This window comes from Vibrio penaeicida, assembly GCF_030689305.1.
GTDB lineage: Bacteria > Pseudomonadota > Gammaproteobacteria > Enterobacterales > Vibrionaceae > Vibrio > Vibrio penaeicida_B.
The window spans coordinates 56,106-81,170 of sequence record NZ_JAUYVM010000012.1 but is presented as its reverse complement, the minus strand read 5'-3'; the positions used below and the strand labels follow the sequence as shown (position 1 = coordinate 81,170).

The following is a 25,065-nucleotide window of genomic DNA, read 5'->3' as shown; positions in this document are numbered from 1 at the left end:
GTTGCAGGACCGTGGATGATGTCGTTAAAGCCCTTTTGTCGACAAATCTTCCTTGACCTGCAAGATAGTTATTTCCAAAGAATAGTTATTACTAGGAATCGTTATTACCAAGGGACCAATACAAAGATCATGCCATTTCCAGTAAATACATAGTACACATCTCTTTAACCAATAAATAACACCCACTTAACAATTGTGGGATTTATTGATCCGTTTACCCATCGAAAATATTACTTACTCCGAGTGAACAGCCTCTTTCCAGTTTGGACGAAAACTGGAAAGAGGCTGTTCACTTGACATATTCAATCTAACGCCGAGATTTATGGAAGGAACATAAGAAAAGAGCCCAAACATCAGTACAAGGGCTCGGTTGGCGAATTCTATATATCGGAAAATCATCACTTTCATAAACAGTGAATATCGCTACCTACCTTTGTATAACGTTGGATAGCTAGACTGGATTTACGAACGACCTCTGCCACCGGTGGCAATATAGTGTGTTAGCTCAGATTGCTGCTGACCGATAGCTGACACCGTGTGATGGACCCGTTTCACAATCGCTCGCATAAAGTTAAAGATAACTTTCGGGTACTCATCAACTAATGAGTCAATATCCTGCCGATCAAAGCACAGGACAGATGCATCGCCGAGCGCCTGCACAGACACGCTTCTTGGTTCACCATCAATAAAACTCAGTTCACCAATCAAGTCGCCTTCTTCAAGTACATGCAGTAGCGTAATTTTATCTGTTTTCTGGTTCTCCCTGACTAAACCAAGGCGTCCGGTTACGACCATATAGAAACTGCTTGCTGAGTCTCCCTGATGATATAAAAATGCTCTATCTTTGAGCTGTTCAATTCGAGCTGCTCGCTGAGCGAGTACCTGTGCTCCCTCCTCTCCAATGTAGGAGCCTATCGGTGCCTGAATTATCTGCTTCACTACTTGCTCTATTTGGGGTTTGTTCATTACTTCACTCCTTAATTTAATAAGACTTAAACGTTCGCCATTGCCAACCCGCACGGATAAACACCCACGGTCATCACTTCATTGATAGCGCGATTTAACCTTTTCCGTGCGCGCTCAGTAAGACCGAGTTTAAGCTCCCATTCATCACCTTTTATCGCTAACAGCCAAACATCCGGATACGACTGATACACGTTGTGGCACAGAGCTAAAATGGTCTGCACCGTAATGGCATGTGAAGTAAATGAATCATCCAGTCTTGGCTCGACTCTTGATAGGGAAAAACTCTTGGTATCAGAGCTTTTTGTGGCATCAACAAACAACACTCTTTTGTGGCGACGCAATAAATCCACGTCTTCAAAAAAGAGCTGATAGTGTCGAACCAATACGCCATTGATATCGGGCTTCTCCTCAATGTCATCAATAAAAGCCCATCCCAAACCATCATCTTGCCTACCGATATTGCCAATTCCATAGATCAGGTCAAACGAGTTAAGTGGTATCGGACTATCTGTATTTTTCATCCAATAGCCTCCCTGATTTATCAATAAGGGAGACTTTCAACGGCATTTGCCCCATTGCATGAGTCGCACAACTTAAACAAGGATCGTATGCTCTAATCCCCACTTCAATTGCATTCATCATGCCTTCAGTGATCTCTGGTTTGCCCGAAATCCAGTCCTGTGCCACCGACTGCACCGTTCGGTTCATCACTTGATTATTTTGAGTGGTAGAGACGATCAAGTTGGCAAACGTCATGTTACCGGCTTCATCAGCACGATAATGGTGAAGTAGCGTTCCACGAGGTGCTTCAACAACTCCGATTCCCTCTCCCGTCCAAGCTCCTTTTTCTGGGGTGATGATCAGTTGCTCGCCTTGTAAGTCTGGATCAACCAACAGCTCTTTAATCAGTTCTGCAGAATGAAGAATTTCAATCGCTCTCGCCCAGTTGGTATGTAACGTCATATTATTCGCTTTACCGTGTGTGTAACTATGAAAGCTTTCCAGTGCTTCTTGAGCTAATGGCGTGTTGTAACGGCGCGTTACGTTAACCCGTGCAAGCGGACCAACCCGAACAGAACCCGATTCTCTACCCAAAGACTTAAGATAAGGGAACTTCATATAGCTCCATGGCTCAGTCGCTTCAGAGAAGTAATTAAGATAATTATGATAATCCGTTTCTAGAACCGTATTCTTGTCTTTGTCGATAACTTTCAATGTACCGTGGTAGTAGTCAACGTCTCCGTTTTCGTCAACAAGACACATATCCAAGGCTTCCACGACACCAAAGCTATCAATTTCTTTTCTATGCTTTTCATGGTAATCATAGAAAAGATCTAGGGCATCTTGAGCATAATCAATGACTTGATCGATAGAAAGAATGTCTTTGTCACCGCTTAGAAAACGATCCCTTTGTTCCTCAGACATATTGCTATTTACGCCTCCTGGAATGGAGCTGATCCCGTGCATCCGTTTACCCAATACCGCCTGAATAAGCTCTTGCCCCCAACGTCGAAGCTCAATCACTCTTTTAACTAAATCGGGATTTGCTTCAGCAAGCCCTAAGATATTCCGTTTTTCTGGTGCCTCTTCAATTCCAAACACCATCTCCGGAGCAATCAGATAGAAATACGCCGTAACATGTGACTGCAACTGTTGAGCGTAATGCCCTAAACGACGCATTTTTTCTGGCGTAGGCAGCATTTGGATGCCATCACTCAATCCTACACCGACCATGTCATCAAGTGCTTTCGCGCCACACAAATGGTGGCTCACAAAACAAATACCACAAATGCGTTGTAACAACATTGGGGCTTCCCAATATGGGTGCCCCTGAATAAATCGCTCAAATCCCCTAAACTCGACAACCTGCAGTTTAGCGTCTGTTACTTTATTACTGTCATCAAGTTGCAGTGTTACTTTCCCGTGCCCTTCTATTCGGGTAACCGGATCAATCACCAATGTTCTGCTCATGAGAATCCCCTTCCATTGTGTTAGTCATACCGATTTATCGATGATGGTAAGTCGATCTCACGACCATTCACGAAATCATCTAAAACTTTAAAAATGGCGTCCCCATCAGGTGGGCAGCCGGGTATGAAGTAATCCATTTTTACAACTTGATGCGCGGGGTATACTTTGGTTGTGATACGCGGAACATCAATATGAGGGATGACGTTGTCCGAACCAGGTGGACGTGTCGTTGAAGAAATGTACGCTTCCTCTAAACATTCGGTTAAACTGACTTGATTGCGCATAGCCGGAACACCGCCCCATACAGCGCAAGCACCGACAGATATAAGGACATCGCAGTTTTCGCGAAAATGCTCAAGCGTTTCGATGTTCTCTTCGTTAGCGACGCCTCCTTCAACAAACCCGATCACACATCGCTCTGGTATACGCTTCACATCAGTAATGGATGAACGAGTAATCGTTACTTTTCCCAGTAAACCGAGGATGCGTTCATCCATATCGAGGAAAGACAAAGTACAGCCCCAACAACCGCATAACCCGATCATGGCCACTTTAATTTTTTCTTCACGAAGTGCCTTCGTTTCCGCATCCAGCGGAGTTTTCGGTAGTTCGTGAGAGTAAATCACGTTGGTATTACTAGTACTCATTTGTGCTCTCCTCTTAAAGCGCGTTCACGAACGGTTTCGATCTCGAATTTCCGCTTACCTATCGGGGCATCAAATCCCACCGCCTTTTTGAGGATGCAGCCTACCGGGCAGATATCCATCGCGGATTTCGTCTGCTCGTCGCTCATTTTATTCGCCAGTTCAACGTCTATCTCTATCCGAGCTTTTGCTCCTCGATGACTGATGTTGAAAATTTTCTGCCCAGTTTCTTCATCACGAATAAACTCGACACAGCGTTGGCAAAAAATACAACGATCACGCTCTAACCAAATGTTATCGGCGCGGAAATCATTTTCGGTGATGGGAAAACGATATGGAAAGCGAGACACCATCATGCCGACTTCGTAACCGACAGCCTGAAGATCACACCTACCACTCTTTTCACAACTTGGACAATTGTGTTTGCCTTCTACAAACAATAATTCAATCAATGCCTTACGCATATCTTGAACTTCGGGTTCTTCCACTTCTACAACCATCCCATCTTGAACGGGAACCGTACATGACGCGACCGCATTGCCGTTCACCTTACAAGTACAGACCCTACACGTTCCCAAACAAGGTTTTCCCCGTTGGTAGCATAATGATGGGATGTATACTCCAGCGTCATTGGCTACATCAATCAACCCCTGTCCTTCTTCCGCGGTTACGGTCTTTCCATCAATTGTGAGTTTAATTGTCATTTGACTGCCTCCGATGCTTCCACAGTGCCTTTCCTTGTCTTCGGCATCAGGATGTCAGATGCCACCGCATATCCTTCCATCGCTTCATTGAGATCAAAGGATGCCAATAAAGGGCCTTGTTGCAGAGTGAGCTTTTCTTGGTAGATTTCCGGAAACTGGTTCAGGGTTGTCAGAATGGGTTTAGGAGATGTCGTACCCAGACCACAACGGCTTGTACTGCGTATGATGTTTGACCAAGCAATAATTTCATCCAGATCTTCCTCAATGGCATGACCTGCAATGACTAAATTAAGTTTGTCGTAAAGCGCCACGTTACCAGCACGGCAAGGAACGCAAATCCCACATGACTCTTCCACAAAGAAGTGGATAAACTCACGTACAATGGTCAACAAATCCCGCTGGTGATTGAATACCATCACCGAGCCATTACACGACAAATCGTTGTAGTCAAACGTTCTTTGCGCGCCTTTAGACACAGAAACACATTCACCGGAAGGGCCACTGACTTGTACCGCGCGGGCATTTTGTGCACCGACTAATGACAACACGTCAGAGAGCGTCGAACCCCATTCGATTTCATAGATACCCGGTTTATCTACATCTCCAGCCACACTGATTAATCGAGTGCCCGCTGAAGAGTTTGTTCCCATCGCCTCATACCACTTCGCCCCTTTTTGCATAATGCTTGCAACGGTGGCAAAGGTTTCTACATTATTTACTGCGGTGGGTTGACCAAGATACCCTTGCTGAACTGGAAAAGGCGGTTTAACTCGAGGTGTTCCTCGTTTTCCCTCACAAGATTCAATGAGTGCAGACTCATCGCCACATATGTAGGCTCCAGCCCCCAATTGAATGCGAATGTCAAAACTGAAGTCCGTTCTACCCTGTATTTGATCGCCCAATAAATTCTGGCTTCTCAAAGCACTCAATTTTTTCTCAAGGTATGGCACCAGATAGCTATACTCTGAACGAAGATAAAGTATCCCCTCTTTAGCTCCAATGGCATACGCCGCTACAATCATACCTGCAAGCACTTGTTCCGGACTTTTTGTTAATATCACTCGGTCTTTATAGGTACCGGGCTCCCCTTCATCCGCATTACATATTAGGTACTTTTCCTTCCCTGGCGCGTCACGACAAAGCTGCCATTTCAATCCGGCAGAGAAACCAGCACCACCACGACCACGTAGCTTTGAGGCACTAGTGGAGTAAACCACCTCTTCAGGACGCTTAGCGAGAATATCAGTCACAATGGCTTTTATATCAAAATCATCTTGAAAGAAGATCGGACCCGATTGATGGATCTGACTCCCCGCTAGTGCTTCAATATATTCAATCGTATCATCCGGTAACTGTTGCGGATTTGCCAAAGCTTGAGCAGTAGTGCCGTTTTGCAAGGCCGTGATAACGGATCGGACTTTTTCAGGATCAAGGTTCGTAAAGGGAATGCCATCAACCAGCATCGCAGGCTCTTGATCAGATAATCCAATACAGTGGGTATCGAAGAGTCCAAAACGACCATCTACTGAAACCTCTCCAAACTGACACCCAACCACTTCTTCCAGCGCTTTTCGAACCGATTCGTAGCCATTCATACGTGCGATCACGGTATCGGCAAGATAGATCTTGTGCTCACCAGATGGTCTGTCATGAAAAAAGTGGTAAAACGACAGTGTTTCCTGTACATCCAGAAAAGACAGATTTAGACCAGTGGCTAACTCTTCTACGGCTGACGGGGAGATAAATCCGTCTTGGTTTTGAACTTGCCATAACATATCAATTAGCCTTTCTCGGCGATGTTGATAATGGTTTAAAATTGAAGATACGTCATTGCTCATATGTGCACTCCTTGTCACGTAATACCGGCTACCGGCTCATCCACGTTACTTCCCAGTAATTCAATTTATTTAATTTTTATTTGCTGTTACTAATTCGAGTATCTGACGAAACTCAATCAGTATGGCTAGAGGAAAAACAACAGTGTGGCTAGAGGAAAGCTATAAACGTGTTTTTCCCTTAGGTTATGTGGTTATGCAAAGGGTAAGCCAATGGTTAATAAAATGTTAAAACTCTATTTATTCAGTTAGATATGACCACACACTCGCCATCTAGGATTATCTAAACACTCAATTCCCTTCCACTTTTTGCTTAGACTGGTTACTCAACTTCCAGTTATTAAACGCAACCCAATTCATGCCTAACTGACACCTTTACTGCTTATTTCCAAGTTCACTCAGTGATGTCATAAGGAGCAAAATCAACTGCTTCACGAAATTCTGTGAGTGTTTCCTCGTAATCTGATGTTCGGAAAATGGCGGAACCAGCGACAAAGCAATCCGCGCCTGCGTTGGCCAGTAGAGCGACATTATCTAAGTTAACTCCGCCATCAACCTGCAAACGGATTTCACGACCTGACGCTTCGATCATTTTTTTGACTTCCGCTATTTTGTCGAGCGCTGAGTCAATAAACACTTGTCCCCCAAACCCAGGATTAACTGACATCACCAAAATGAGGTCAATTTTATCCATCACATATTTGAGCGTTTCAGGTGAAGTTGCAGGGTTAAGCGCGACACCCGCTTTGCAACCACAGCTATTGATTAGCTGTAAAGTACGATCGAGGTGCGAACACGCTTCTTGATGGACGGTAATCCATTCCGCACCCACTTTGGAAAAGCTCTCAACCAGTTGGTCAACAGGCTCTACCATCAGATGAACATCTAGCGGAGTGGTGATACCACGCTGGCGTAGATGTGTGTGTAAGGCTCGACATACATCCGGACCAAAAGTCAAATTTGGTACAAAATGGTTGTCCATGACATCGAAATGGATAAGGTCAGCGCCAGCATCAATCACTTTTTCGACCTCTTGACCAAGACAAGCAAAATCGGCGGCTAAAATCGAAGGGGCTATCCATGGTTTCATTGTTCTCTTCCTACTTTGTTTGATCTTCCAGGTTCAACTTGTTTGCTTTTTCAAGTTCAATTGGTTTGAGTCATCCGTTTCTTTGTAATAGCGTGTCAACCGTTCTACTTCTTCTTTGGCACCAAGAATCACCGGCACACGCTGGTGTAGTGACTCAGGTACAACAGAAAGTAAGCGCTTGTGACCGGTTGTCGCCGCTCCACCAGCCTGCTCAATAATAAAACTCATCGGATTTGCTTCGTACAACAGCCTCAAACGACCATTTTTTACATTTTCTCGACTGTCTGCGGGATAGAGGTAGATACCTCCTCGCATCAGAATACGATGAACCTCAGCCACCATTGATGCGATCCAACGGGTATTGAAGTTGCGCCCCCTTGGTCCGTCCTCGCCTTCAATCAGTTCATCGATGTAGCGACGAATGACATTGTCCCAATAACGATGGTTAGAAACATTGACGGCAAATTCGCTGGTTTTTGGGGCGATAGTCATTGCTGGGTGAGTAAGAATGAACTCTCCAATATCATGATCGAGCGTAAATCCATTCACGCCATGCCCTGATGTAAGAACCAGTGTTGTCGACGGTCCATAAAGCACATAACCTGCACAAACCTGACGTACTCCGGATTGTAGGAAATCCTGTTCCGCTGGTTCACTCACGCCTTCAGGGCAACGTAAGATAGAGAAAATCGTCCCGATTGAGACATTGACATCGGTATTTGATGAACCGTCTAGAGGATCAAATACCAACAAATACTTTCCTTTAGGGTATCGCCCTGGGATCTGATAAACGTCTTCCATCTCTTCAGACGCCATCCCCGCAAGATGACCAGACCACTCAAGTGTTCGCAACAAGATCTCGTTAGTGATTACATCCAATTTCTTCTGCGTTTCCCCTTGAATATTTTCACTTTCTGCACTGCCTAATACATCGATAAGTTGACCACGGTTAACGTCGTCTGCGATCTCCTTGCACGCAGTGATAATGGCGTTCAAGAGCAATGTAAACTCACCAGTGGACTCCGGAATGCGGCGCTGCTCTTCCATGATAAATCGAGTAAATGTAATTCCTTTGCTCATAACAACCTCCTTATGCTCTTATTTCGTTTTTGGAGAAACGATCATGAGTGGTTTCGACACTGACTCGGTTTGAGCCATGAAATACTAAATCTTCAATCAAAGGCTGCATAATCAGCTCCATCGCGAGCCCCATTTTCCCTCCGGGAACAACGATATTATTACGTCGGGACATAAATGAGCCGTGAATCATGTTCAACAAGTATTGGAAATCAACACCCGTTTTCTTTGGATCCTGGAACCGAATCACGACCATACTTTCATCCAGTGTAGGAATAGCACGTGCAATAAACGGATTCGAGGTATCGACCATGGGTACGCGTTGAAAATTAATATCAGTGCAGGAAAATTGAGGTGTGATGTAATGTACATAGTCATGCATACGGCGCAAAATGATGTCAGTAACCGCTTCACGGCTGTACCCACGTACGCTGGTATCACGGTGAATTTTCTGAATCCATTCCAAATTCACTATCGGGACAACACCAATAAGCAAATCCACATAACGAGCAACGTTACAAAATTCGGTCACCACACCGCCATGCAGACCTTCGTAAAACAGCAGATCAGTCCCTTCCTGAATAGACTCCCACGGCGTAAAGGTACCAACCCGATGATTAAACTGTTGTGCTTCCTCTTCATTGTGAACGTAATGTCGAAATTTCGCTGTTCCTGTTTCGCCATAGGTTTTAAGTGTTTTTTCAAGATCCTTAAAGAGATTCCCTTCCGGACCAAAGTGACTGAGGTTCCTTCCATCTTTCTGAGCCTTTTCAAGGCGTGCTCGCATCTCTGCACGGTCATATCGGTGATAACTGTCACCTTCAACGATCGCCGCTTTATAGCTGTTTCGCCGAAAAATCTGCTCCATAGCATTTTTTACCGTTGACGTTCCGGCACCAGAAGATCCAGTAACGGCAATAATGGGGTGTTTAATAGACATAATGGGTACTCCTTAGCTTGTGACAGCGGCTAAGTCTCCAGATTGGTAACGGGACGCCATTGATTCCAGGCTGATTGGCGTTATCTTCGAAGCCATACCTGCACAACCAAAAGCCTCGTAGCGCTCTAGACACAGCGCTTGCATTGCATCCGTAGCCGCTTGTAGAAACTTGCGTGGATCAAACTGTTCTCTGTTCAAACACAAGTACTTTCTGACTGCTCCGGTGCTTGCCATGCGTAAGTCGGTATCAATATTCACCTTTCTCACACCATGCTTTATCCCTTCAACAATTTCTTCAACCGGGACTCCATAGGCTTGCCCCATGTCACCTCCGAAATCATTAATAATGGCGAGCCAATCCTGTGGTACGGAAGAAGAGCCGTGCATGACAAGATGGGTATTAGGTATACGTGTATGGATGGCCTTAACCCTATCTATCGCGAGAATGTCTCCGGTCGGTTCTCGAGTAAATTTATACGCTCCGTGGCTAGTACCGATGGCAATCGCCAACGCATCTACATCGGTCATCGAAACAAATTCGGCTGCCTGCTCTGGGTCGGTTAACAGCTGATCTGGTTGCAATATTCCTTCAGCACCAGAGCCGTCTTCCTCTCCTGCCATACCGCTTTCGAGCGAACCCAAGCAGCCGAGTTCACCTTCAACAGAAACGCCTCCCGCATGGGCGATCTCTACAACTTGTCGGGTAACTTCACAGTTATATTCGTAGCTGGCTGGCGTTTTCATGTCATCCCGTAACGAACCGTCCATCATCACGGACGTAAATCCGTTCTGAATCGCTTGTAAACACACACTTGGTGACGCACCATGATCTTGATGGACAACAATGGGTATCTGTGGCCACTGTTCGGCAGCTGCTAACATCAAGTGACGAAGAAATGTACTGCCTGCATACGTCCGCGCACCGGCAGACGCTTGCAAAATAACAGGTGCATTACAGGTTGCTGCTGCACGCATAATGGCATGGACTTGTTCCATGTTATTCACATTAAAAGCAGGTACGCCATAACTGTATTCCGCCGCATGATCGAGCATTTGTCTAAGACTGATTAACGCCATAATAGTTATCTCCTTGTCCTAAGACAGAATAATTTAAATTGGACCTATTCAATACTTGGTTATTTTTATTACTCAATGATTCATTGGTGTAAATAAATTTTCATATAAATAACTTCGCAATTTATATAGGTGTAAATTCTGATGTAAAATCGCTTATATTCATTATTGACTTAAAAAATAATCATCTAACAACATTAATTCACAGCATGACAATACAAACCAATAAGAATTAATTAGCCAGATGATAAACATAGCTTATACGATACAAAGTTACTTTAAATATCATATAGATACAGATTAAATCACGTTGAAGCAAAAATAATAAAGCCTGTTTATCCCAATTCAAACAAACAGTTAATAATTAGTCATGAGAAAATATAAAAGCCATAAGTTAACTTTTACTTATGGAAACCATAATTATTTCCAATTTTCATAAATAAAATTGTCCTATAACAATATATATACATCGCGCTCATACCTTAGAGCTGATGAACCACCATCTGAAGAAGGAAATGATTATGGCTAAAAATTACCAAGCGGGGGTTAAGGAATATCGTGAAACCTATTGGGATCCGACTTACCTACCTGCGAACACCGATCTATTAGCTTGTTTTAAAATAGACCCTCAACCAGGTGTTCCGAGAGAAGAGGCAGCAGCAGCCGTTGCAGCCGAGTCTTCAACCGGAACATGGACAACTGTCTGGACTGACTTGTTAACCGATTTGGACTACTACAAAGGTCGCGCTTATGCCATTGAGGACGTGCCTGGGGATGATACCGCCTTCTATGCATTTGTTGCCTATCCTATTGACTTATTTGAGGAAGGATCGGTAGTCAATGTACTAACATCGCTGGTGGGAAACGTGTTTGGTTTTAAAGCGATACGTGGATTACGGTTAGAAGATGTCCGTTTCCCGATCGCTTATGTCAAAACGTGTGGTGGTCCACCAAATGGCATTTTTGTCGAACGTGATCGTCTGAATAAATACGGTCGAGCTTTGCTAGGTTGTACCATCAAACCTAAATTAGGTTTGTCTGCCAAAAACTATGGTCGTGCCTGCTACGAAGGGTTAAGAGGCGGCCTGGATTTCACAAAAGATGATGAAAACGTTAATTCGCAGCCTTTTATGCGGTGGCGTGACAGATTTGGTTACGTCGCCGAAGCTATACACCGCGCGGAAAGCGAAACCGGAGAGCGCAAAGGTCATTACCTTAATGTGACCGCAGCGACGCCGGAAGAGATGTACCGCCGCGCAGAATATGCAAAAGAGCTAGATATGCCAATTATTATGCATGACTTCTTTACTGCCGGATTTACCGCCAATACAGGATTAGCAAACTGGTGCCGAGAGAACGGCATGTTACTGCATATTCACCGTGCCATGCATGCGGTAGTAGACCGCAACCCTCGCCATGGTATTCACTTTCGCGTACTAACAAAGTGTCTTCGTTTGTCAGGGGGGGATCATCTCCACTCAGGAACAGTCGTGGGCAAACTGGAGGGGGATCGCAACGCCACACTCGGATGGATAGATATTATGCGTGAACGGACCATTAAAAAAGATCGCTCACGTGGCATTTTCTTTGACCAAGATTTTGGCTCCATGCCCGGTGTATTCCCTGTCGCATCTGGTGGTATCCACGTTTGGCACATGCCAGCATTGGTTTCCATTTTTGGAGACAACGCGATATTCCAGTTTGGTGGCGGCACACTGGGCCACCCTTGGGGAAATGCGGCAGGTGCAGCTGCAAACCGTGTTGCTCTTGAAGCTTGTACTTTAGCTCGCAATGAAGGCAAAGATCTTGAACGGGAAGGTAAAGAAATACTGAAAGCTGCTGCGAAGCACAGCCCCGAACTCAAAGTCGCAATGGAAACATGGAAAGAGGTTAAATTTGAGTTTGATACGGTAGACAAGCTAGATACCGCTCACGCTTAATAAATCCACAGTTACATCAGATTCACAACCACCTCATTAAGGAGAATGACGATGAGTGAAGTTAGAGATTACCCATCAAGGCTAACCGACCCGCACAGCCGAAAATTTGAAACCTTTTCTTACTTACCGCGTTTAACGGCAGAGCAAATTCGTAAACAGGTAAACTATATAGTGAAACAGGGCTGGAACCCTGCCATCGAGCACACAGAGTCGGAAGAAGCGAGTTCCTCCTTTTGGTATATGTGGAAACTCCCCATGTTTGGTGAGACAGATGTAGACCAGATTCTGTCGGAAGCTCAGCTCTGTCACAACAGTAATCCAAATCACCACGTTCGTATTATCGGCTATGACAACCTAAGCCAAACTCAGGGAATGGCAACCGTTATCTACCGTGCGCCTGGCTTCGAATAACATAGGCTTCGAATAACATAGGCGATACACCAGAGCGTCCGTTATTTTGGAACAAAAAGCCATGTCAGCAGACGACGTCAAGTAAGTAAGCTGGTAAAGGTGGTGAAACACCCCATATCCGGCTCTTTTCTCCACACATAGGATGGAGCTTAAACGATGAATCAAGCAATCAAAGCGTTACCCACCCTTAATCAATACATGATTGAAACAGAGCCTTATTATCAAGAAACAGGCGATGAACTTGCTGCATACCTTGCCGCGTATGATGCACGTATCCCAATGATGCTAAAGGGGCCAACCGGTTGCGGAAAAACCCGTTTTGTTGAACATATTGCCTGGAAGTTAAAACGACCGCTGATCACCATATCGTGCCATGAGGATATGACTGCATCCGATCTGGTTGGTCGGTATCTTCTCGACCAAAACGGTACTTACTGGCAAGACGGTCCATTGACTACGGCCGCGAGAGTAGGAGCAATTTGTTATCTTGATGAAATCGTTGAAGCACGTCAGGACACCACTGTTGCCATTCACTCGCTGACGGATCACCGCCGCACCCTATCACTCGAAAAAAAAGGAGAACTCATCTCCGCTCATCCTGATTTCCAGTTAGTGATTTCATATAACCCAGGTTATCAAACTCTGATGAAGGATCTGAAAACATCGACCAAGCAACGTTTTGCCTCGCTGGTCTTCGATTATCCCGAGCCGATGGTTGAAGCCGCCATTATTTGCCACGAAGCCGATGTGGACAGTGACACAGCAGAACGGCTGATCCGTATTGCTGGTCATGCTAGAAATCTGGTTGGGCATGGGCTGAATGAAGGGATATCTACCCGTTTGCTGGTGTACACAGGTCAGTTAATTAAAAAGGGAATCACCCCCATTGCTGCCTGTAAAATGGCGCTGGTTCATCCTCTTAGTGATGACCCCGACATCTGTGAAGTCATAGAAACGGCGGTTAGAGGCTGTTTTTAGAATCTGTTATTGGCGAAGATATGAGGATTGGAGCATGGAAGCGACTGAGGCACTGACAAGTCAATTACTTGAATCGATTCGAGCTGGCTCTCCGTCTATCAATGTTAAAGGAGAAAAAAGTCTAGACGATGACCTTACCCAGCTTGAGGAAGCCATCATTCAGACGACCGCAACACTCCCACAACCTGTGGTTTGGTATTGTGTTCGCGCAGCTTGCTCTATTTACCAACGAAACCCTAATCGAACTCTATTGTATTGCTGGTTTCACAACGTCACAGAAATGGTAAATACCTGCCACGGTGATACGCCTTACCGGGACAATGTTGAAGTACTATGTGCACTGGTTCAACAAACAGAGTCAACACTATTTGTACTAAGTGAATTGATGGGGACAGAGCGCCTTATACAATTTTTAGACTCACTTCTAATCGCATCCACTCGATTAAAATCGGCTGCCGCATTGAAGCAATATCTCTCTTTAACGGAGTCTCTCGCCACACAAGCGCCCCGATGTTTAGCGCCTTTTTTAAATTATTTAGATAAATACCTTCGCCAGTTATCGATATCCGGCTTAGAACATTGGGCAATGTGGGGTGTACGCGCGTTTGCTCACCAAAATGAATCATTACATAGCTATTTTTCTTTACAAACCAGTGACAGCCTTTCTGTATTTCAGCAACAGAAAAATGGTCTTTTGTTCGTCGATACTCAACGTCAGTTGCAATATTTTTTATGCGCTATTTGGGGAGAGGATTTTTTGCTCCGCCCTGTTAGTGTTCAATTTAATGACGAGAGCGCTGCTACCTCCAATATGCGGCCTTCAATATTGCACCAGATGATTCTGTTACCAGATGCTATCGATGATTACTCCAGCTCTCTCCCAGACTGCGACCACCAAGCGGATCAGGTAGGTATTCCTGCTAAACTGATGTATCGAGCTGCCGCCGCTCATTGCGCTGCCCATATTCGGTTTTCTACACCCCGTCGCCGTTGTGATTTCACACCGCTTCAGCAATTTTTTATTGGTGTCATTGAGGATGCTCGTGTTGAAGCGCTTGCCATCGAGGTGTTTCCAGGGCTCAAAACGCTTTGGCACTCAATTCTCTCTCTTCCCCGTCATCAAGTCTGTTTGCCTGAGTCAGGGTTAACCTTGGTCGAACGCGTAGTCGTTGCATTATTGAACCAAGATTCCCGTGATCCTCATCCACTGGTCGTAAAAACGTGCCAACGCTTTGCGAAACTGTTAGCGCAGCCCAATCCCACACATGCAGCCGCCGTTAATCAACTAGGGGTATGGTTAGCCGAAGCACTACCATCACATTGTCGTCATACGTCGGTTGCTCAGTATTCTCGGGAAGTCATCCCTTATCGCGACGATAACCAGTCTCTTTGGCAAGACAAAGATGAATTGGATAAATGGGCATCACTCAACCCTCCTCAGGTGAAAAAAACCGTCAGTGTTATGGAAATGGTTAATGAACTGGATTGTGAGCTTGCCGATGATGATGCTCAGGAAATATGGGTTCTTGAATCAGAATTTTTCCGTGATGGTGATCCTGAGGACGTCAGTATCAATACGCTCGAAGGAACAACGCAAGTGTCTTCCCCTTTTTATTATCCGGAATGGGATTATCGGTCAGCAAGTTCGAGAGCAAACTGGACAACGGTTACGGAACACACGGGTAAGATGGGATCATCGGCTAACATTGAACAACTGCTTGATATTCATCGCCCCTTAGTTAAACAGCTCCGACAATTAGTGGAAACAGTTCAGCCCAAAGGATTACAAAGGCTTAGAAAACAGAACGATGGTGATGATTTTGATCTGGATGCTTTGATCGAAGTTTATAAAGAAATCAAGCGTGGTAGCTTACCCGATTTAAACGTTGATCAGCGTTTAAAAAGACATCAACGCGACCTGACGGTCGTCCTATTGTTAGACTTGTCTGAGTCAACAAACGATTCCATTGACGATCATGGTACAACGGTCATCGATATGACCAAAGAAGCAACGACTTTATTAGCAAGCGCAATTGAACAAATTGGCGACCCTTTCGCCATTCACGGCTTTTCTTCTAATGGACGTCATGATGTCCAATACCAATGTATTAAAGCGTTTAAGCAGGCTTTTGATGATAATGCAAAAGCAAAATTGGCGGGGATAAGAGGAGCATTGTCCACTCGTATAGGCGCAGCCATGCGCCATGCTGGCCATTACCTTATGAAACAACCCCAAAGTAAAAAGCTGATCTTGTTACTCAGTGATGGAGAACCATCAGATATTGATGTACGTGACCCTGAGTACTTAAAATCCGACACACACAAAGCGGTTGATGAATTACTTTGTCAAGGTATTACACCTTATTGCCTAACCATCGACAAAAACGCAGAAACATACATCGATGCGATTTTTGGGCAAGGACGCTACACCATTTTGAATGATGTAACTCGATTGCCACCTTTGCTGCCGCACCTTTTTGCGAGCTTAACGAAAAAGACAGATTAGAGAACGGGTTAGCGGAATGTACCTAACCATTGAATGGATAGATAGTTTCCAATGGATAGGTATTATCGCATTCCATTGATGACGTAATTTATGCGTTCTGGATTAAAAGCAAAACGTTAAGTAAATATATTTCTATAGGCACAAATTATGCAGAACCAGTAAGCTATCTAATCGTTGTTCAGGACTGTACATGCATTTAACTCTTCGCCAACTGAATATTTTCTATGCCGTTGCGAGCCAACTCAGTTATACAAGAGCGTCAGAAACTCTTCACCTAACACAACCTGCCGTTTCTATGCAGGTAAGACAACTTGAAGAAAATATCGGACTTCCCTTATTCGAACAACTGGGTAAATCACTTTTTCTTACCTCCGCGGGTGAGGAGTTGGTGGGGTACTGCGAGCGCATAAATTATATCGTTAGTGATGCCGAAAATACGTTCAACAGCATGAAATCACTGTCTAGAGGGAAGTTAAAAATTACCGTTGCAAGTACAGCCAATTACTTTGCGGCGAGTTTACTTTCTGCTTTTTCTCAACAGCACGAACACGTACAGCTAGTGTTGAATGTGACGAATCGAGATCACTTACTAAAAGATCTAAAAAACAACCTCTGTGATTTAGCAATAATGGGTAAACCACCTTCAGAGTTGGACGCTGAGAGTACAGTGTTAATGGAGAATCCCTTAGTCGTTATTGCGCCCCCAAATCATCCGTTTTCCAAGAGAAAAGCGATTCCTCTTACCACCTTAACGCAGGAATCGATCGTGGTACGAGAAAAAGGTTCGGGTACGCGTAGCGCGATTGAGCGTTTTTTCGATTTACACGGTCTTTCATTTAACGTGTCCGCAGAAATGAGCGCCAGTGAAGCGATTAAACAAGCCGTGTCTGCCGGATTATCGTTAGGGATTGTCTCTTTACATACCATTCAACTTGAGTTGGAAGCAAACAAACTGGTCGTTCTTGATGTAGAAAATATGCCTATAATTAGGCATTGGTACTTAGTCCGCCACAAAGAAAAAAGGTTGTCACCTATCGCAGAGGCTTTTCAGCAATTCTTACTGAATCAAGTACAGAATATGTCACCAACTGATTTCCTAAACGTGGAAAATATGGTGGATGAATAGAGTCTGTTTATCATACAAGAAAATTGACAACGAGAAGTCAACACGCTCTAGTCATACCAAGGTAGTGTCAACGTAAAACATACCCCTTTGTCAGGGTTATTTTCTGCGGTAAGAACCCCCTTATGTTCAACCACTAAACCGTAACTGATCGATAAACCTAGTCCGGTTCCTTCTCCGACTTTCTTAGTGGTAAAAAAAGGATCAAATAGATGCTCTAAATGACACGGTTTAACACCAGTACCATTATCTTTAATTTTTAGAACTACACTGTCCCCACAACGTTCACCCGTTATCGTGACTTTCGGCTTGGCTTCTTCTTTCAAAGCGTCTAACGCATTGGTAAGCAAGTTCAGTATCACCTGCGTTAGTTGACCTTCATTTCCTTGTACTGGCAAATTCTTTGGCAGTAACAGCACAATATCTGCCATGGACTGGTTACTTTTTGTAATCCAATTCACTGCTTTTTTAACCAATGCGGAAAAATTAATGGCTAATTTATCTGTGGCTCCCTTAGCACTGAACGACTGCAGATCTTTAACGATATTATTGATTCTTAGCGATGCTTCAAGAACGTCATCAGCAGCAGGGACCAGCTCCGTCAATGTATCTTCAAGACAATTATCTTTATTGGAATCTCTTTCGCAAGAGAACTCATTATTACGGTGTAACTCAAGAAGTTTAGTGAGATCACGTTGAATGATATGAGCATTACCAATAATAAAACTGACAGGATTATTAATTTCGTGTGCGACCCCAGCGACTAATTTTCCTAGCGAAGCTAGCTTGCCAGTCTGGATCAGTTGTCGCTGAGCGTTTTTCAACTCTTCGAGAGTTTGAGTCAATTGGGTATTCTTCTCCTCTAGGGCTGAATGATAACGACGCAAAGACAAATGAGTTTCTATCCTCGCCTGCACCTCCGCCATTTGGATTGGTTTGGTTACATAATCCACAGCACCGACCTCAAACGCTTTCAGTTTTTCATCGATATTACTGTAACTGCTTATTACAAGCACAGGAATCTCTGACAATGCTTCATTGGACTGCATCCGTCGACATACCTCGTAGCCATCCATATCCGGCATATTCAAGTCAAGTAACAGAAGATCTGGGATATCCTTTTGCATGCCTTCTAAGGCAGCAATACCCGAATAATAGCCTTCAGTGCGAAACCCTAAATCTACAAGTAACTCACAAAACGTGTCACACAAAGTTTTGGAGTCATCAATGACTACAATTTTTTCCCGTTTTTCTTGACGTGTATCTTCTGTTTTTTTAGCCACAAACGTCAGCAACCCTATCCCAATAAATTATTTCTCACTCGTGCTTTAGCATATACCCAAACGCCCCCAAGGTACTAGGTTCAGCGAATTTTTGATTGGAAAATAAGATGATGACCAGTTTAGTTTATAGGTCATAAATCAATTCAATTACGACATTTTTGAATATGAACTTACGTTACAATTCATAATATTCTTTACTCAGCCGTCTAAAGAATCCCTTCCAACTTCAATAACGCTTCTTTGCGTTCTAACCCACCAGCGTATCCGGTTAACTTACCGCTTTTGCCTATCACGCGGTGGCACGGCACAATCACAGATATAGGGTTTTTGCCGTTGGCAAGCCCGACTGCTCGCACCGCTTTCGGGTTGCCAATAGTGTTTGCGAGATCTTGATAACTCCAAGTTTCTCCAAAAGGAATTTGCGTTAACGCTTGCCACACCTGTTTTTGGAAATCGGTGCCTTTTGCTGCAAGAGGTACATCAAAGGTTTTTCGACCTCCATCGAAGTATTCCGTAAGCTGCTTGCAAGCTTCAGCTAACACATTGTGCTTGCGATCTTCACGTCCAAGTTCTTGTGGTTTTGTCGTATACGTTTCAAACCAAATACCTAGCAAACCGTCATCATTCGCTTGGATCGTGACATCCCCCAGTTTGCTGGACAAAATGGTATAAACGTTTTCAGATAAATTTTTCATAGCGGTAAATTCCAACAATGTAAGGTGGCGTAACTGCCCCAAGGGGCGACATTTTCAGGTGACATTTCTGGATAGTGGACCATCGCCTTCTTAACGACGAGATCGCCACTTAAAAAGCAATTGGCTATGGACTGACCACGAAGCTGAGCGTAATTAATGGTCCACGGTCCAACCCCTTTTATTTCTATCCATTCAGATGGATCGGCATCGGGATTGTTCAAACAATAATCTGCAAATCGAGCCAGCGTTTCTTTTCGACTGTTGGGCATTCTAAGGAAGGTTAATTCCGCACTTGCCACTTTCTCTGGCGTAGGGAAATAACGGATACCCGAACCGTCTTTTGAGTTATCTGTCGAATTCAGTTTCTCAGTCAACAAATTAAGCTGACCTATCGCCGCTTTAACCGATACTTGCTGACCTAAGATGGCTCTTACCCCTGCTTCCCAAGGGCTCCAAACGCCGGGGATTCTGATCCCACTTTCTCGGATTAGATCTGTCGCTATCGCTGTTAGGTGATGCTCAACTTCGGTAATACTCACATCAAGATCAAACATTCGACGTAACTTGACCACGAGTGCTTTCAATTGGGTTATATCATCAAGTTCGAATTCAACCTGCATGTGCTGATTAGAAATCACAGAAGCCCGAAACCACCCTTTTGATCCATTTAAACTAAAGTGCCGCTCGTAAAAATCATCTCCAATGGTTTCGACCCCTTCAATGGAGCGCATCCGATAGAAATTCAGCATATGCTGCCAGTGCAAAGGCGATTTGAAGCCTAAACGTATATGGTTGGTTTTCGATGCATCACCCTCAGATTTTCTTACTTGGGTCGGTGTTAGCTTTAGCAAGCTTTTAAATGCATCATTGAACCGCCTTACACTGTTAAAGCCACTGGCAAACGCAATGTCACTAATGCTTATTGAGCTTTCATGCAAAAGCTGTTTTGCGAACATCAGCTTGTGATATTGGGCGTATTGCTTGGGAGACATGCCGAGGTACTTATCAAAGAGTTTTCTTAGGTAGCGATCAGATATACCCAATCGATCAGACAAATCAGAAATACCACCAGATTGCAGAGCCCCTTGCTCTATCAGTTTGATCGCACGCTGGAACGACGTTTCTGCCCCTTTCCAAGCCCACGAGCTGGGTGCGCTGTCTGGTCGACAACGCAAACACGGACGAAACCCAGCCTGCAAAGCTTGTGCTTGGTCGAAATAGTAAGTCACGTTCTTTTCCTGCGGTAAATTTGCAGGGCAAATAGGACGGCAGAAAATACCGGTTGTTTTTACGGCTACATAGAAACGACCATCAAACCGCTGATCTCGTGCCATTCTTGCTCGCTGACATTCCTCAATTGAAAGTGGTTGATTACTCATTGGCGTCGCATCCTTAGCTGAAAACTCTGATTTCATATGTGAAGCTGATGTTATCCAGTCTACTCAATTTTGAAACGCAAACTAGCCATTTTCGGAACCAAATGAGAATTCACCGAATAGTGAGATTTATAGACGTGAGGTCAGCCCAAAAACAATAAACTTTCTTAGTGACAAGCTCATATTCAACTAGTGGATATAAAACGTGAGTGATAGATTCCAATCAATCCTAACTCAATAGTTTTTAAGGAATTTTCCATGTTTAAAAAAGCATCAGCTTTAGCACTGACCATTAGCAGTGCGTTGGCGTTTTCTGCTCAGGCAACCAGCCTTTCTGTTTCTGAGCCTCTTTTAAATACCACTTTCCCTTCTGCTTCCGGCGTGGTGATAGACGGTACAACATTGTATGCAGTTGGTGATGACTCGCCTTGGCTTTACAACATGGACTTGGATTTCAATATCCTTAGCCAAGACCTGATTAAGCATTACCCAGTTGGCGACAATGGTCGAATTCTTAAAAAAGTAAAACCAGACTTTGAAGCCATGGAGTCGTTCACCGTAAACGGCCGCCCAGCTTTGGTTCTACTCGGATCGGGAAGCAAACAAGACATTCGCGAATGGGCATACGTCATCAGCAAAGATAAGGGCGTCAAGATTGAACGTTCACTGGTCGCGCTTTATGAGCAGTTATAACGCGCAAGTAAATTCAGCGGTAAGCAAGAGCTAAACATCGAAGGACTGGCTATTTCAGAAGACACGGTTTACATCTTCAACCGTGGAAATGGCGGTTCAAACATTATCTTTTCCTTAACGGCTGCTGAGTTTGAGGACTACCTTTTAGGTAAGCAAGACAAAATCAACTCTTTACGTACGTATCATGTTTCGCTTCCTAACGTTCAAGGATTTGAAGCGGGTCTTTCTGGCGGCACCTATTGGGAAGAAACGGATAGCTTAGTATTTACCGCTTCGGTAGAAGCAACAGGAGATGCCTACAACGATGGAGAGATCTTAGGCAGCTTTGTCGGCCATTTCGAAGTAGGACAGCTCAGCGAAACAAAGACATTGGATCTTAGCCCATACGCTCAATCGATCGACAAGAATGGTAAACCAGTAATTACCAAGGTTGAATCCGTTTCGATTAAGGTCAGTACCCCAGAATCCATTGAAGGCGCATTAGCCAGCGATAACGATGACGGTACGAGCGAGTTTTTCTCGTTTAGTTTACACAAGTAGGACTTAGCCCATTCGCTGCCATATATAAAACCACGCCTATTCTCACTGTAGAAATAGGCTTGGTTTGCAGAAAATATGGCAGTTTATTTTTATTCCCCCACAGATCTCATTTCAGCTATTGACTTTTAAGCCACAAAAAAAAGCTCACATCATTTCTTTTTAAGCTCATTGGTATTGAAGGAGCTTACCATCCAAAACCTGATTGTGCCGAATGTATGAATTCATAAGAGAGGCACAATGAGTGTGACTTCACTCATATTTCCGTTTAACCGCCTCATTTATTGGAATGAATATCTGGTTTACAGTATAAGTAGATGCTAATTTTCGAGATATGCATCGCAACACATTAGGGTCTGATGACCTTTCGCGGTTAAATTTTGTTCGAGTTCAATGCGTTTTAATCGCGGCTCAAGGTATGCAGCCTAGTCACTCTACGTAAATACCTTGTAACAAAGAGTAAAGCGTATTGAAACGAACCCTTTGGGCAGTATTTGTGTGCTATTTCTACTGCGTTATCGCCTATTGATGTAGAGCGACTACACCGAATAAGCTCTGCCTTGCATAAACAGCACACAAATTTCTGCAAAAATCATCTCGAAAGGTCATCAGACCCTAAGGACTATCAGTGAAAAAAGGAATTTTATTTACGGCTCTCGCTATCGGATTACCATTTTCCGCTTCCTCAGCAGATTTAACCGTTACGACACCAAAACAAAACACTGCCTTTCCGTCCGCCTCTGGAATTGTTTACACCGAAGACATGGTTTATGCCGTAGGTGACGATTCTCCATGGCTATACAAGATTGGTTTGAACTTTCGAATCGCAGACAAAGATCTCATCAAACACTACCCAGTCGAAGAAAATGGGCGCATCCTTAAAAAAGTAAAACCTGACTTCGAAGCGATGGAGTTGTTGAAGGTCAACGGTAAGCCTTCCTTTGTTATGCTTGGCTCTGGAAGCAAATCCGGCATTCGTGAATGGGCATTTGTTGTTAGCCAAGATAAGCAGATCCGTATCGAGCGTTCACTCATTCCTTTATACGAACAACTTTACCGAGAAAGCCGTGAATACGGTGTAGAAGAGTTAAATATTGAAGGCTTAGCCGCTTCAGAAGGAACTGTTTTCATCCTAAATCGCGGAAATGGTGGCTCAAACGTAATATTCACTGCCCCTGTACAGCAGTTTGAAGATTACCTCACGGGTAAAACAGACACGATCGCTAACTTAGGCAGCAACAAAATCACGTTGCCAGAAGTGGGTGGATTTGAAGCGGGTCTTTCTGGCGCAACCTATTGGAAACAAGCGAAACGATTGGTGTTTACAGCTTCAGTTGAGGCAACAGGCGACGCTTATAACGATGGCAAAATCCTTGGCAGCTTTGTTGGGTCATTCCCCGTTTCTCAACTTGAGTCTGGTAAAGAACTCGATCTCACTAACGTAGCCAAACCCGTCTCTATTAAAGGTAAGCAAGTTATCACTAAAGTTGAATCGGTATCCGTTACCCAAGACGGTTCGCAGGCAATCAAAGGCGTTCTTGCCAGTGATAACGATGATGGAACCAGCGAGTTTTTCAAATTCCGCCTTACTCAGTAGCGCTACGAAACAATAAAAACGTTATTCCAAACGCTTTCAAGAATACAACCAAAAAGAGCATCCAAATGGATGCTCTTTTTTATGTTCTTACGTTATCTAAATAGAGATTATCGACTATTTACCGCGACGCGCTTTAATTCGGTTCATCATAGAGAGTCTGCGTTCAGCAGAAGCCTGATCTTTCGGTGCGTCTGGGTTATTGGTGCGACCACGACGTTTCTTAAACGCATCTTTGCTGTTGAGTTTTTCAACATAAGCTTCACGGCGTTTTGGCTCATACCCAGGTTGCTCTACACGGCGAATACGCTGCTTGATGAGGTTTTCTACCTGAACCAACGTCAACTCTTCTTCACGGCTAACAAAAGAAACCGCATGGCCTTGTTTACCTGCACGACCCGTGCGGCCAATACGGTGAACGTAGTCTTCCGCAAGGAAAGGCATGTCGTAGTTGATTACGTGAGGCAGACTTTCAATGTCCAGACCTCGAGCAGCAACGTCTGTTGCAACCATCACTCGTGCTTTGCCTTCTTTAAAATCATCCAATGCGCGTCGGCGAGCACTTTGTGCTTTATCACCATGGCAAAGTACCGCTTTTATGCCATCTAATTTAAGCTCTTTAACAATCTCGTTAGCCGTTTCTTTGTAGTTCACAAACACGAGAACTTGTTGCCAGTTTTTACGACCAATCAGCTCAGAAAGCAGTTCGGTTTTACGCTCTTGGTCTACCGGATAAACAACATGGGCAACGGTCGCTGCTGTAGAGTTTTCATGGTCAACGCTAATGCGTTTAGGTTTGCGCAAAATATCCGCAGAAAGCTGGTTAAGCTGGCTAGATGTTGTCGCAGAAAACATCATGATCTGAGGTGCTGTTTCAACTTCCATCATGATTTCGCGTACCGCGTTGATGAAGCCCATATCGAGGATTCGGTCGGCTTCATCAAATACAAGAAATTCAAGGTTAGCTATTGAAACGTTGCCTTCTTGCATGTGTTCACTCAAGCGACCAGGTGTTGCAACAAGAATATCAACACCACTTTCCAACTGGCGAACCTGAGATGACATCTTATTGCCACCGTAAACGGCTGCCACACTGAGAGAGGTGTATTTGGTGTAAGCTTTTATATTGTCTGAAATTTGTGCAACCAATTCACGAGTCGGAGCCAAAATCAGAGCACGTGCAGTTCGGCGCGAAGGCTGCTTGCCCGAATCCAATAAGTGTTGGATCACTGGTAACGAGAACGCCGCCGTTTTACCTGTACCCGTTTGCGCGGTGGCAAAAATATCGTGCCCTTTACGCGCCATAGGGATGGCTTTTTGCTGGATCGGCGTAAGTTTTTCGTAACCGATTTCGGTCAGTGCTTTCGCTACATCAGGAGCGAAACCTTGAGAAGAAAATGACATTGAAGCAAGGTCCTTTATCAGACAACCTTTAATGGCTGAAACGCAAGCCTATACTTCGCTTGCCAGCCAAACTGGTACATGAATTTCAATTAGCGGCATAGTATACCCAACTGTACTGAATATGCGAGTACCGACACAAAAATAGCAAAAAACCAACCTTACCCTGACATTCAAAACCGTAACGTGACTTTAACCATTTTTATACTCGCTTAGGTTTTATAAAC

At 44.3% G+C, this 25,065-nt stretch carries 20 protein-coding genes and 1 pseudogene; 7 read left to right on the top strand and 14 right to left on the bottom strand.

Features of this window, described 5'->3' with window-relative positions:
• Positions 1 to 462 precede the first annotated feature (462 nt).
• The 10 genes from Q8W40_RS18730 to fba all read right to left on the bottom strand — a co-directional run bounded on the left by Q8W40_RS18730 (position 463) and on the right by fba (position 10,304).
• A complete protein-coding gene (locus tag Q8W40_RS18730) occupies positions 463 to 966 on the bottom strand; it encodes a Crp/Fnr family transcriptional regulator (RefSeq protein WP_305399328.1) in 504 nt (167 codons plus the stop codon).
• Between the two features lie 26 nt (positions 967 to 992).
• Positions 993 to 1,487 (bottom strand): hydrogenase maturation protease, encoded by a 495-nt coding sequence (locus Q8W40_RS18725; RefSeq protein WP_305399326.1) that lies wholly within the window; start codon positions 1,485 to 1,487, stop codon positions 993 to 995.
• Positions 1,471 to 2,937 carry a Ni/Fe hydrogenase subunit alpha gene (locus tag Q8W40_RS18720; protein ID WP_305399325.1) on the bottom strand — a complete coding sequence of 489 codons (1,467 nt, stop codon included), beginning with the start codon at positions 2,935 to 2,937 and terminating at the stop codon, positions 1,471 to 1,473. The genes Q8W40_RS18725 and Q8W40_RS18720 overlap by 17 nt, the downstream gene beginning before the upstream one ends.
• Before the next feature lie 20 nt (positions 2,938 to 2,957).
• On the bottom strand, positions 2,958 to 3,584 hold the full coding sequence (locus Q8W40_RS18715) for an NADP oxidoreductase (RefSeq protein WP_305399323.1): 627 nt from the start codon (positions 3,582 to 3,584) through the stop codon (positions 2,958 to 2,960).
• Complete coding sequence (locus tag Q8W40_RS18710; protein WP_101114350.1) at positions 3,581 to 4,285, bottom strand: 2Fe-2S iron-sulfur cluster-binding protein; 705 nt, start codon at positions 4,283 to 4,285, stop codon at positions 3,581 to 3,583. The genes Q8W40_RS18715 and Q8W40_RS18710 overlap by 4 nt, the downstream gene beginning before the upstream one ends.
• The gene (locus Q8W40_RS18705; protein WP_305399322.1) at positions 4,282 to 6,123 is read right to left on the bottom strand and encodes an NAD(P)H-dependent oxidoreductase subunit E; all 1,842 of its coding nucleotides are present in this window, start codon (positions 6,121 to 6,123) and stop codon (positions 4,282 to 4,284) included. The genes Q8W40_RS18710 and Q8W40_RS18705 overlap by 4 nt, the downstream gene beginning before the upstream one ends.
• A gap of 391 nt (positions 6,124 to 6,514) precedes the next feature.
• The gene (gene rpe, locus Q8W40_RS18700) at positions 6,515 to 7,210 is read right to left on the bottom strand and encodes a ribulose-phosphate 3-epimerase (RefSeq protein WP_305399321.1); all 696 of its coding nucleotides are present in this window, start codon (positions 7,208 to 7,210) and stop codon (positions 6,515 to 6,517) included.
• A gap of 33 nt (positions 7,211 to 7,243) precedes the next feature.
• Positions 7,244 to 8,290 (bottom strand): class 1 fructose-bisphosphatase, encoded by a 1,047-nt coding sequence (locus Q8W40_RS18695; protein WP_305399320.1) that lies wholly within the window; start codon positions 8,288 to 8,290, stop codon positions 7,244 to 7,246.
• 10 nt (positions 8,291 to 8,300) lie between these two features.
• Positions 8,301 to 9,227 (bottom strand): phosphoribulokinase, encoded by a 927-nt coding sequence (locus tag Q8W40_RS18690; RefSeq protein WP_101114346.1) that lies wholly within the window; start codon positions 9,225 to 9,227, stop codon positions 8,301 to 8,303.
• Positions 9,228 to 9,239: 12 nt separating this feature from the next.
• Entirely contained in the window at positions 9,240 to 10,304 is a 1,065-nt protein-coding gene (gene fba / locus Q8W40_RS18685; RefSeq protein WP_305399319.1) for a class II fructose-bisphosphate aldolase, read from the bottom strand.
• A 518-nt stretch (positions 10,305 to 10,822) separates the two neighbouring features.
• Here fba and Q8W40_RS18680 point away from each other — a divergent pair.
• The 5 genes from Q8W40_RS18680 to Q8W40_RS18660 all read left to right on the top strand — a co-directional run bounded on the left by Q8W40_RS18680 (position 10,823) and on the right by Q8W40_RS18660 (position 17,262).
• Positions 10,823 to 12,241, top strand: coding sequence for a form I ribulose bisphosphate carboxylase large subunit (locus Q8W40_RS18680; RefSeq protein WP_104403138.1), 1,419 nt, complete (start codon positions 10,823 to 10,825; stop codon positions 12,239 to 12,241).
• 51 nt (positions 12,242 to 12,292) lie between these two features.
• Entirely contained in the window at positions 12,293 to 12,652 is a 360-nt protein-coding gene (locus tag Q8W40_RS18675; protein ID WP_305399318.1) for a ribulose bisphosphate carboxylase small subunit, read from the top strand.
• A gap of 156 nt (positions 12,653 to 12,808) precedes the next feature.
• Positions 12,809 to 13,630, top strand: coding sequence for a CbbQ/NirQ/NorQ/GpvN family protein (locus tag Q8W40_RS18670; protein WP_305399317.1), 822 nt, complete (start codon positions 12,809 to 12,811; stop codon positions 13,628 to 13,630).
• 34 nt (positions 13,631 to 13,664) lie between these two features.
• A complete protein-coding gene (locus Q8W40_RS18665; RefSeq protein WP_305399316.1) occupies positions 13,665 to 16,136 on the top strand; it encodes a nitric oxide reductase activation protein NorD in 2,472 nt (823 codons plus the stop codon).
• Between the two features lie 190 nt (positions 16,137 to 16,326).
• Positions 16,327 to 17,262, top strand: a complete 936-nt coding sequence (locus Q8W40_RS18660; RefSeq protein ID WP_305399315.1) for a LysR family transcriptional regulator — start codon at positions 16,327 to 16,329, stop codon at positions 17,260 to 17,262.
• 47 nt (positions 17,263 to 17,309) lie between these two features.
• Here the strand turns inward: Q8W40_RS18660 and Q8W40_RS18655 are convergent, their stop codons facing one another.
• The 3 genes from Q8W40_RS18655 to Q8W40_RS18645 form a co-directional block, all read right to left on the bottom strand.
• Positions 17,310 to 18,542, bottom strand: a complete 1,233-nt coding sequence (locus Q8W40_RS18655) for a sensor histidine kinase (protein WP_305399314.1) — start codon at positions 18,540 to 18,542, stop codon at positions 17,310 to 17,312.
• 206 nt (positions 18,543 to 18,748) lie between these two features.
• On the bottom strand, positions 18,749 to 19,237 hold the full coding sequence (locus Q8W40_RS18650) for a methylated-DNA--[protein]-cysteine S-methyltransferase (RefSeq protein ID WP_305399313.1): 489 nt from the start codon (positions 19,235 to 19,237) through the stop codon (positions 18,749 to 18,751).
• Positions 19,234 to 20,616 (bottom strand): DNA-3-methyladenine glycosylase 2 family protein, encoded by a 1,383-nt coding sequence (locus tag Q8W40_RS18645; protein WP_305399312.1) that lies wholly within the window; start codon positions 20,614 to 20,616, stop codon positions 19,234 to 19,236. The genes Q8W40_RS18650 and Q8W40_RS18645 overlap by 4 nt, the downstream gene beginning before the upstream one ends.
• A 255-nt stretch (positions 20,617 to 20,871) precedes the next feature.
• On the opposite strand from Q8W40_RS18645, the pseudogene Q8W40_RS28160 reads away from it, so the two are divergent.
• Positions 20,872 to 21,846, top strand: a pseudogene (locus Q8W40_RS28160) (DUF6929 family protein).
• A gap of 625 nt (positions 21,847 to 22,471) precedes the next feature.
• Entirely contained in the window at positions 22,472 to 23,440 is a 969-nt protein-coding gene (locus Q8W40_RS18630) for a DUF6929 family protein (RefSeq protein ID WP_305399308.1), read from the top strand.
• Between the two features lie 114 nt (positions 23,441 to 23,554).
• On the opposite strand, the gene Q8W40_RS18625 is transcribed toward Q8W40_RS18630, so the two are convergent.
• Positions 23,555 to 24,841: a DEAD/DEAH box helicase gene (locus Q8W40_RS18625; protein ID WP_305399307.1), complete on the bottom strand. Its 1,287-nt coding sequence runs from the start codon at positions 24,839 to 24,841 to the stop codon at positions 23,555 to 23,557.
• Positions 24,842 to 25,065: the final 224 nt, after the last annotated feature.

What these genes read in the sequence shown, in the direction of transcription:
- Q8W40_RS18730 (WP_305399328.1), bottom strand. Translation starts at nt 966, where the DNA reads ATGAACAAACCCCAAATAGAGCAAGTAGTGAAGCAGATAATTCAGGCA.
- Q8W40_RS18725 (WP_305399326.1), bottom strand. Translation starts at nt 1,487, where the DNA reads ATGAAAAATACAGATAGTCCGATACCACTTAACTCGTTTGACCTGATC.
- Q8W40_RS18720 (WP_305399325.1), bottom strand. Translation starts at nt 2,937, where the DNA reads ATGAGCAGAACATTGGTGATTGATCCGGTTACCCGAATAGAAGGGCAC.
- Q8W40_RS18715 (WP_305399323.1), bottom strand. Translation starts at nt 3,584, where the DNA reads ATGAGTACTAGTAATACCAACGTGATTTACTCTCACGAACTACCGAAA.
- Q8W40_RS18710 (WP_101114350.1), bottom strand. Translation starts at nt 4,285, where the DNA reads ATGACAATTAAACTCACAATTGATGGAAAGACCGTAACCGCGGAAGAA.
- Q8W40_RS18705 (WP_305399322.1), bottom strand. Translation starts at nt 6,123, where the DNA reads ATGAGCAATGACGTATCTTCAATTTTAAACCATTATCAACATCGCCGA.
- rpe (WP_305399321.1), bottom strand. Translation starts at nt 7,210, where the DNA reads ATGAAACCATGGATAGCCCCTTCGATTTTAGCCGCCGATTTTGCTTGT.
- Q8W40_RS18695 (WP_305399320.1), bottom strand. Translation starts at nt 8,290, where the DNA reads ATGAGCAAAGGAATTACATTTACTCGATTTATCATGGAAGAGCAGCGC.
- Q8W40_RS18690 (WP_101114346.1), bottom strand. Translation starts at nt 9,227, where the DNA reads ATGTCTATTAAACACCCCATTATTGCCGTTACTGGATCTTCTGGTGCC.
- fba (WP_305399319.1), bottom strand. Translation starts at nt 10,304, where the DNA reads ATGGCGTTAATCAGTCTTAGACAAATGCTCGATCATGCGGCGGAATAC.
- Q8W40_RS18680 (WP_104403138.1), top strand. Translation starts at nt 10,823, where the DNA reads ATGGCTAAAAATTACCAAGCGGGGGTTAAGGAATATCGTGAAACCTAT.
- Q8W40_RS18675 (WP_305399318.1), top strand. Translation starts at nt 12,293, where the DNA reads ATGAGTGAAGTTAGAGATTACCCATCAAGGCTAACCGACCCGCACAGC.
- Q8W40_RS18670 (WP_305399317.1), top strand. Translation starts at nt 12,809, where the DNA reads ATGAATCAAGCAATCAAAGCGTTACCCACCCTTAATCAATACATGATT.
- Q8W40_RS18665 (WP_305399316.1), top strand. Translation starts at nt 13,665, where the DNA reads ATGGAAGCGACTGAGGCACTGACAAGTCAATTACTTGAATCGATTCGA.
- Q8W40_RS18660 (WP_305399315.1), top strand. Translation starts at nt 16,327, where the DNA reads ATGCATTTAACTCTTCGCCAACTGAATATTTTCTATGCCGTTGCGAGC.
- Q8W40_RS18650 (WP_305399313.1), bottom strand. Translation starts at nt 19,237, where the DNA reads ATGAAAAATTTATCTGAAAACGTTTATACCATTTTGTCCAGCAAACTG.
- Q8W40_RS18645 (WP_305399312.1), bottom strand. Translation starts at nt 20,616, where the DNA reads ATGAGTAATCAACCACTTTCAATTGAGGAATGTCAGCGAGCAAGAATG.
- Q8W40_RS18625 (WP_305399307.1), bottom strand. Translation starts at nt 24,841, where the DNA reads ATGTCATTTTCTTCTCAAGGTTTCGCTCCTGATGTAGCGAAAGCACTG.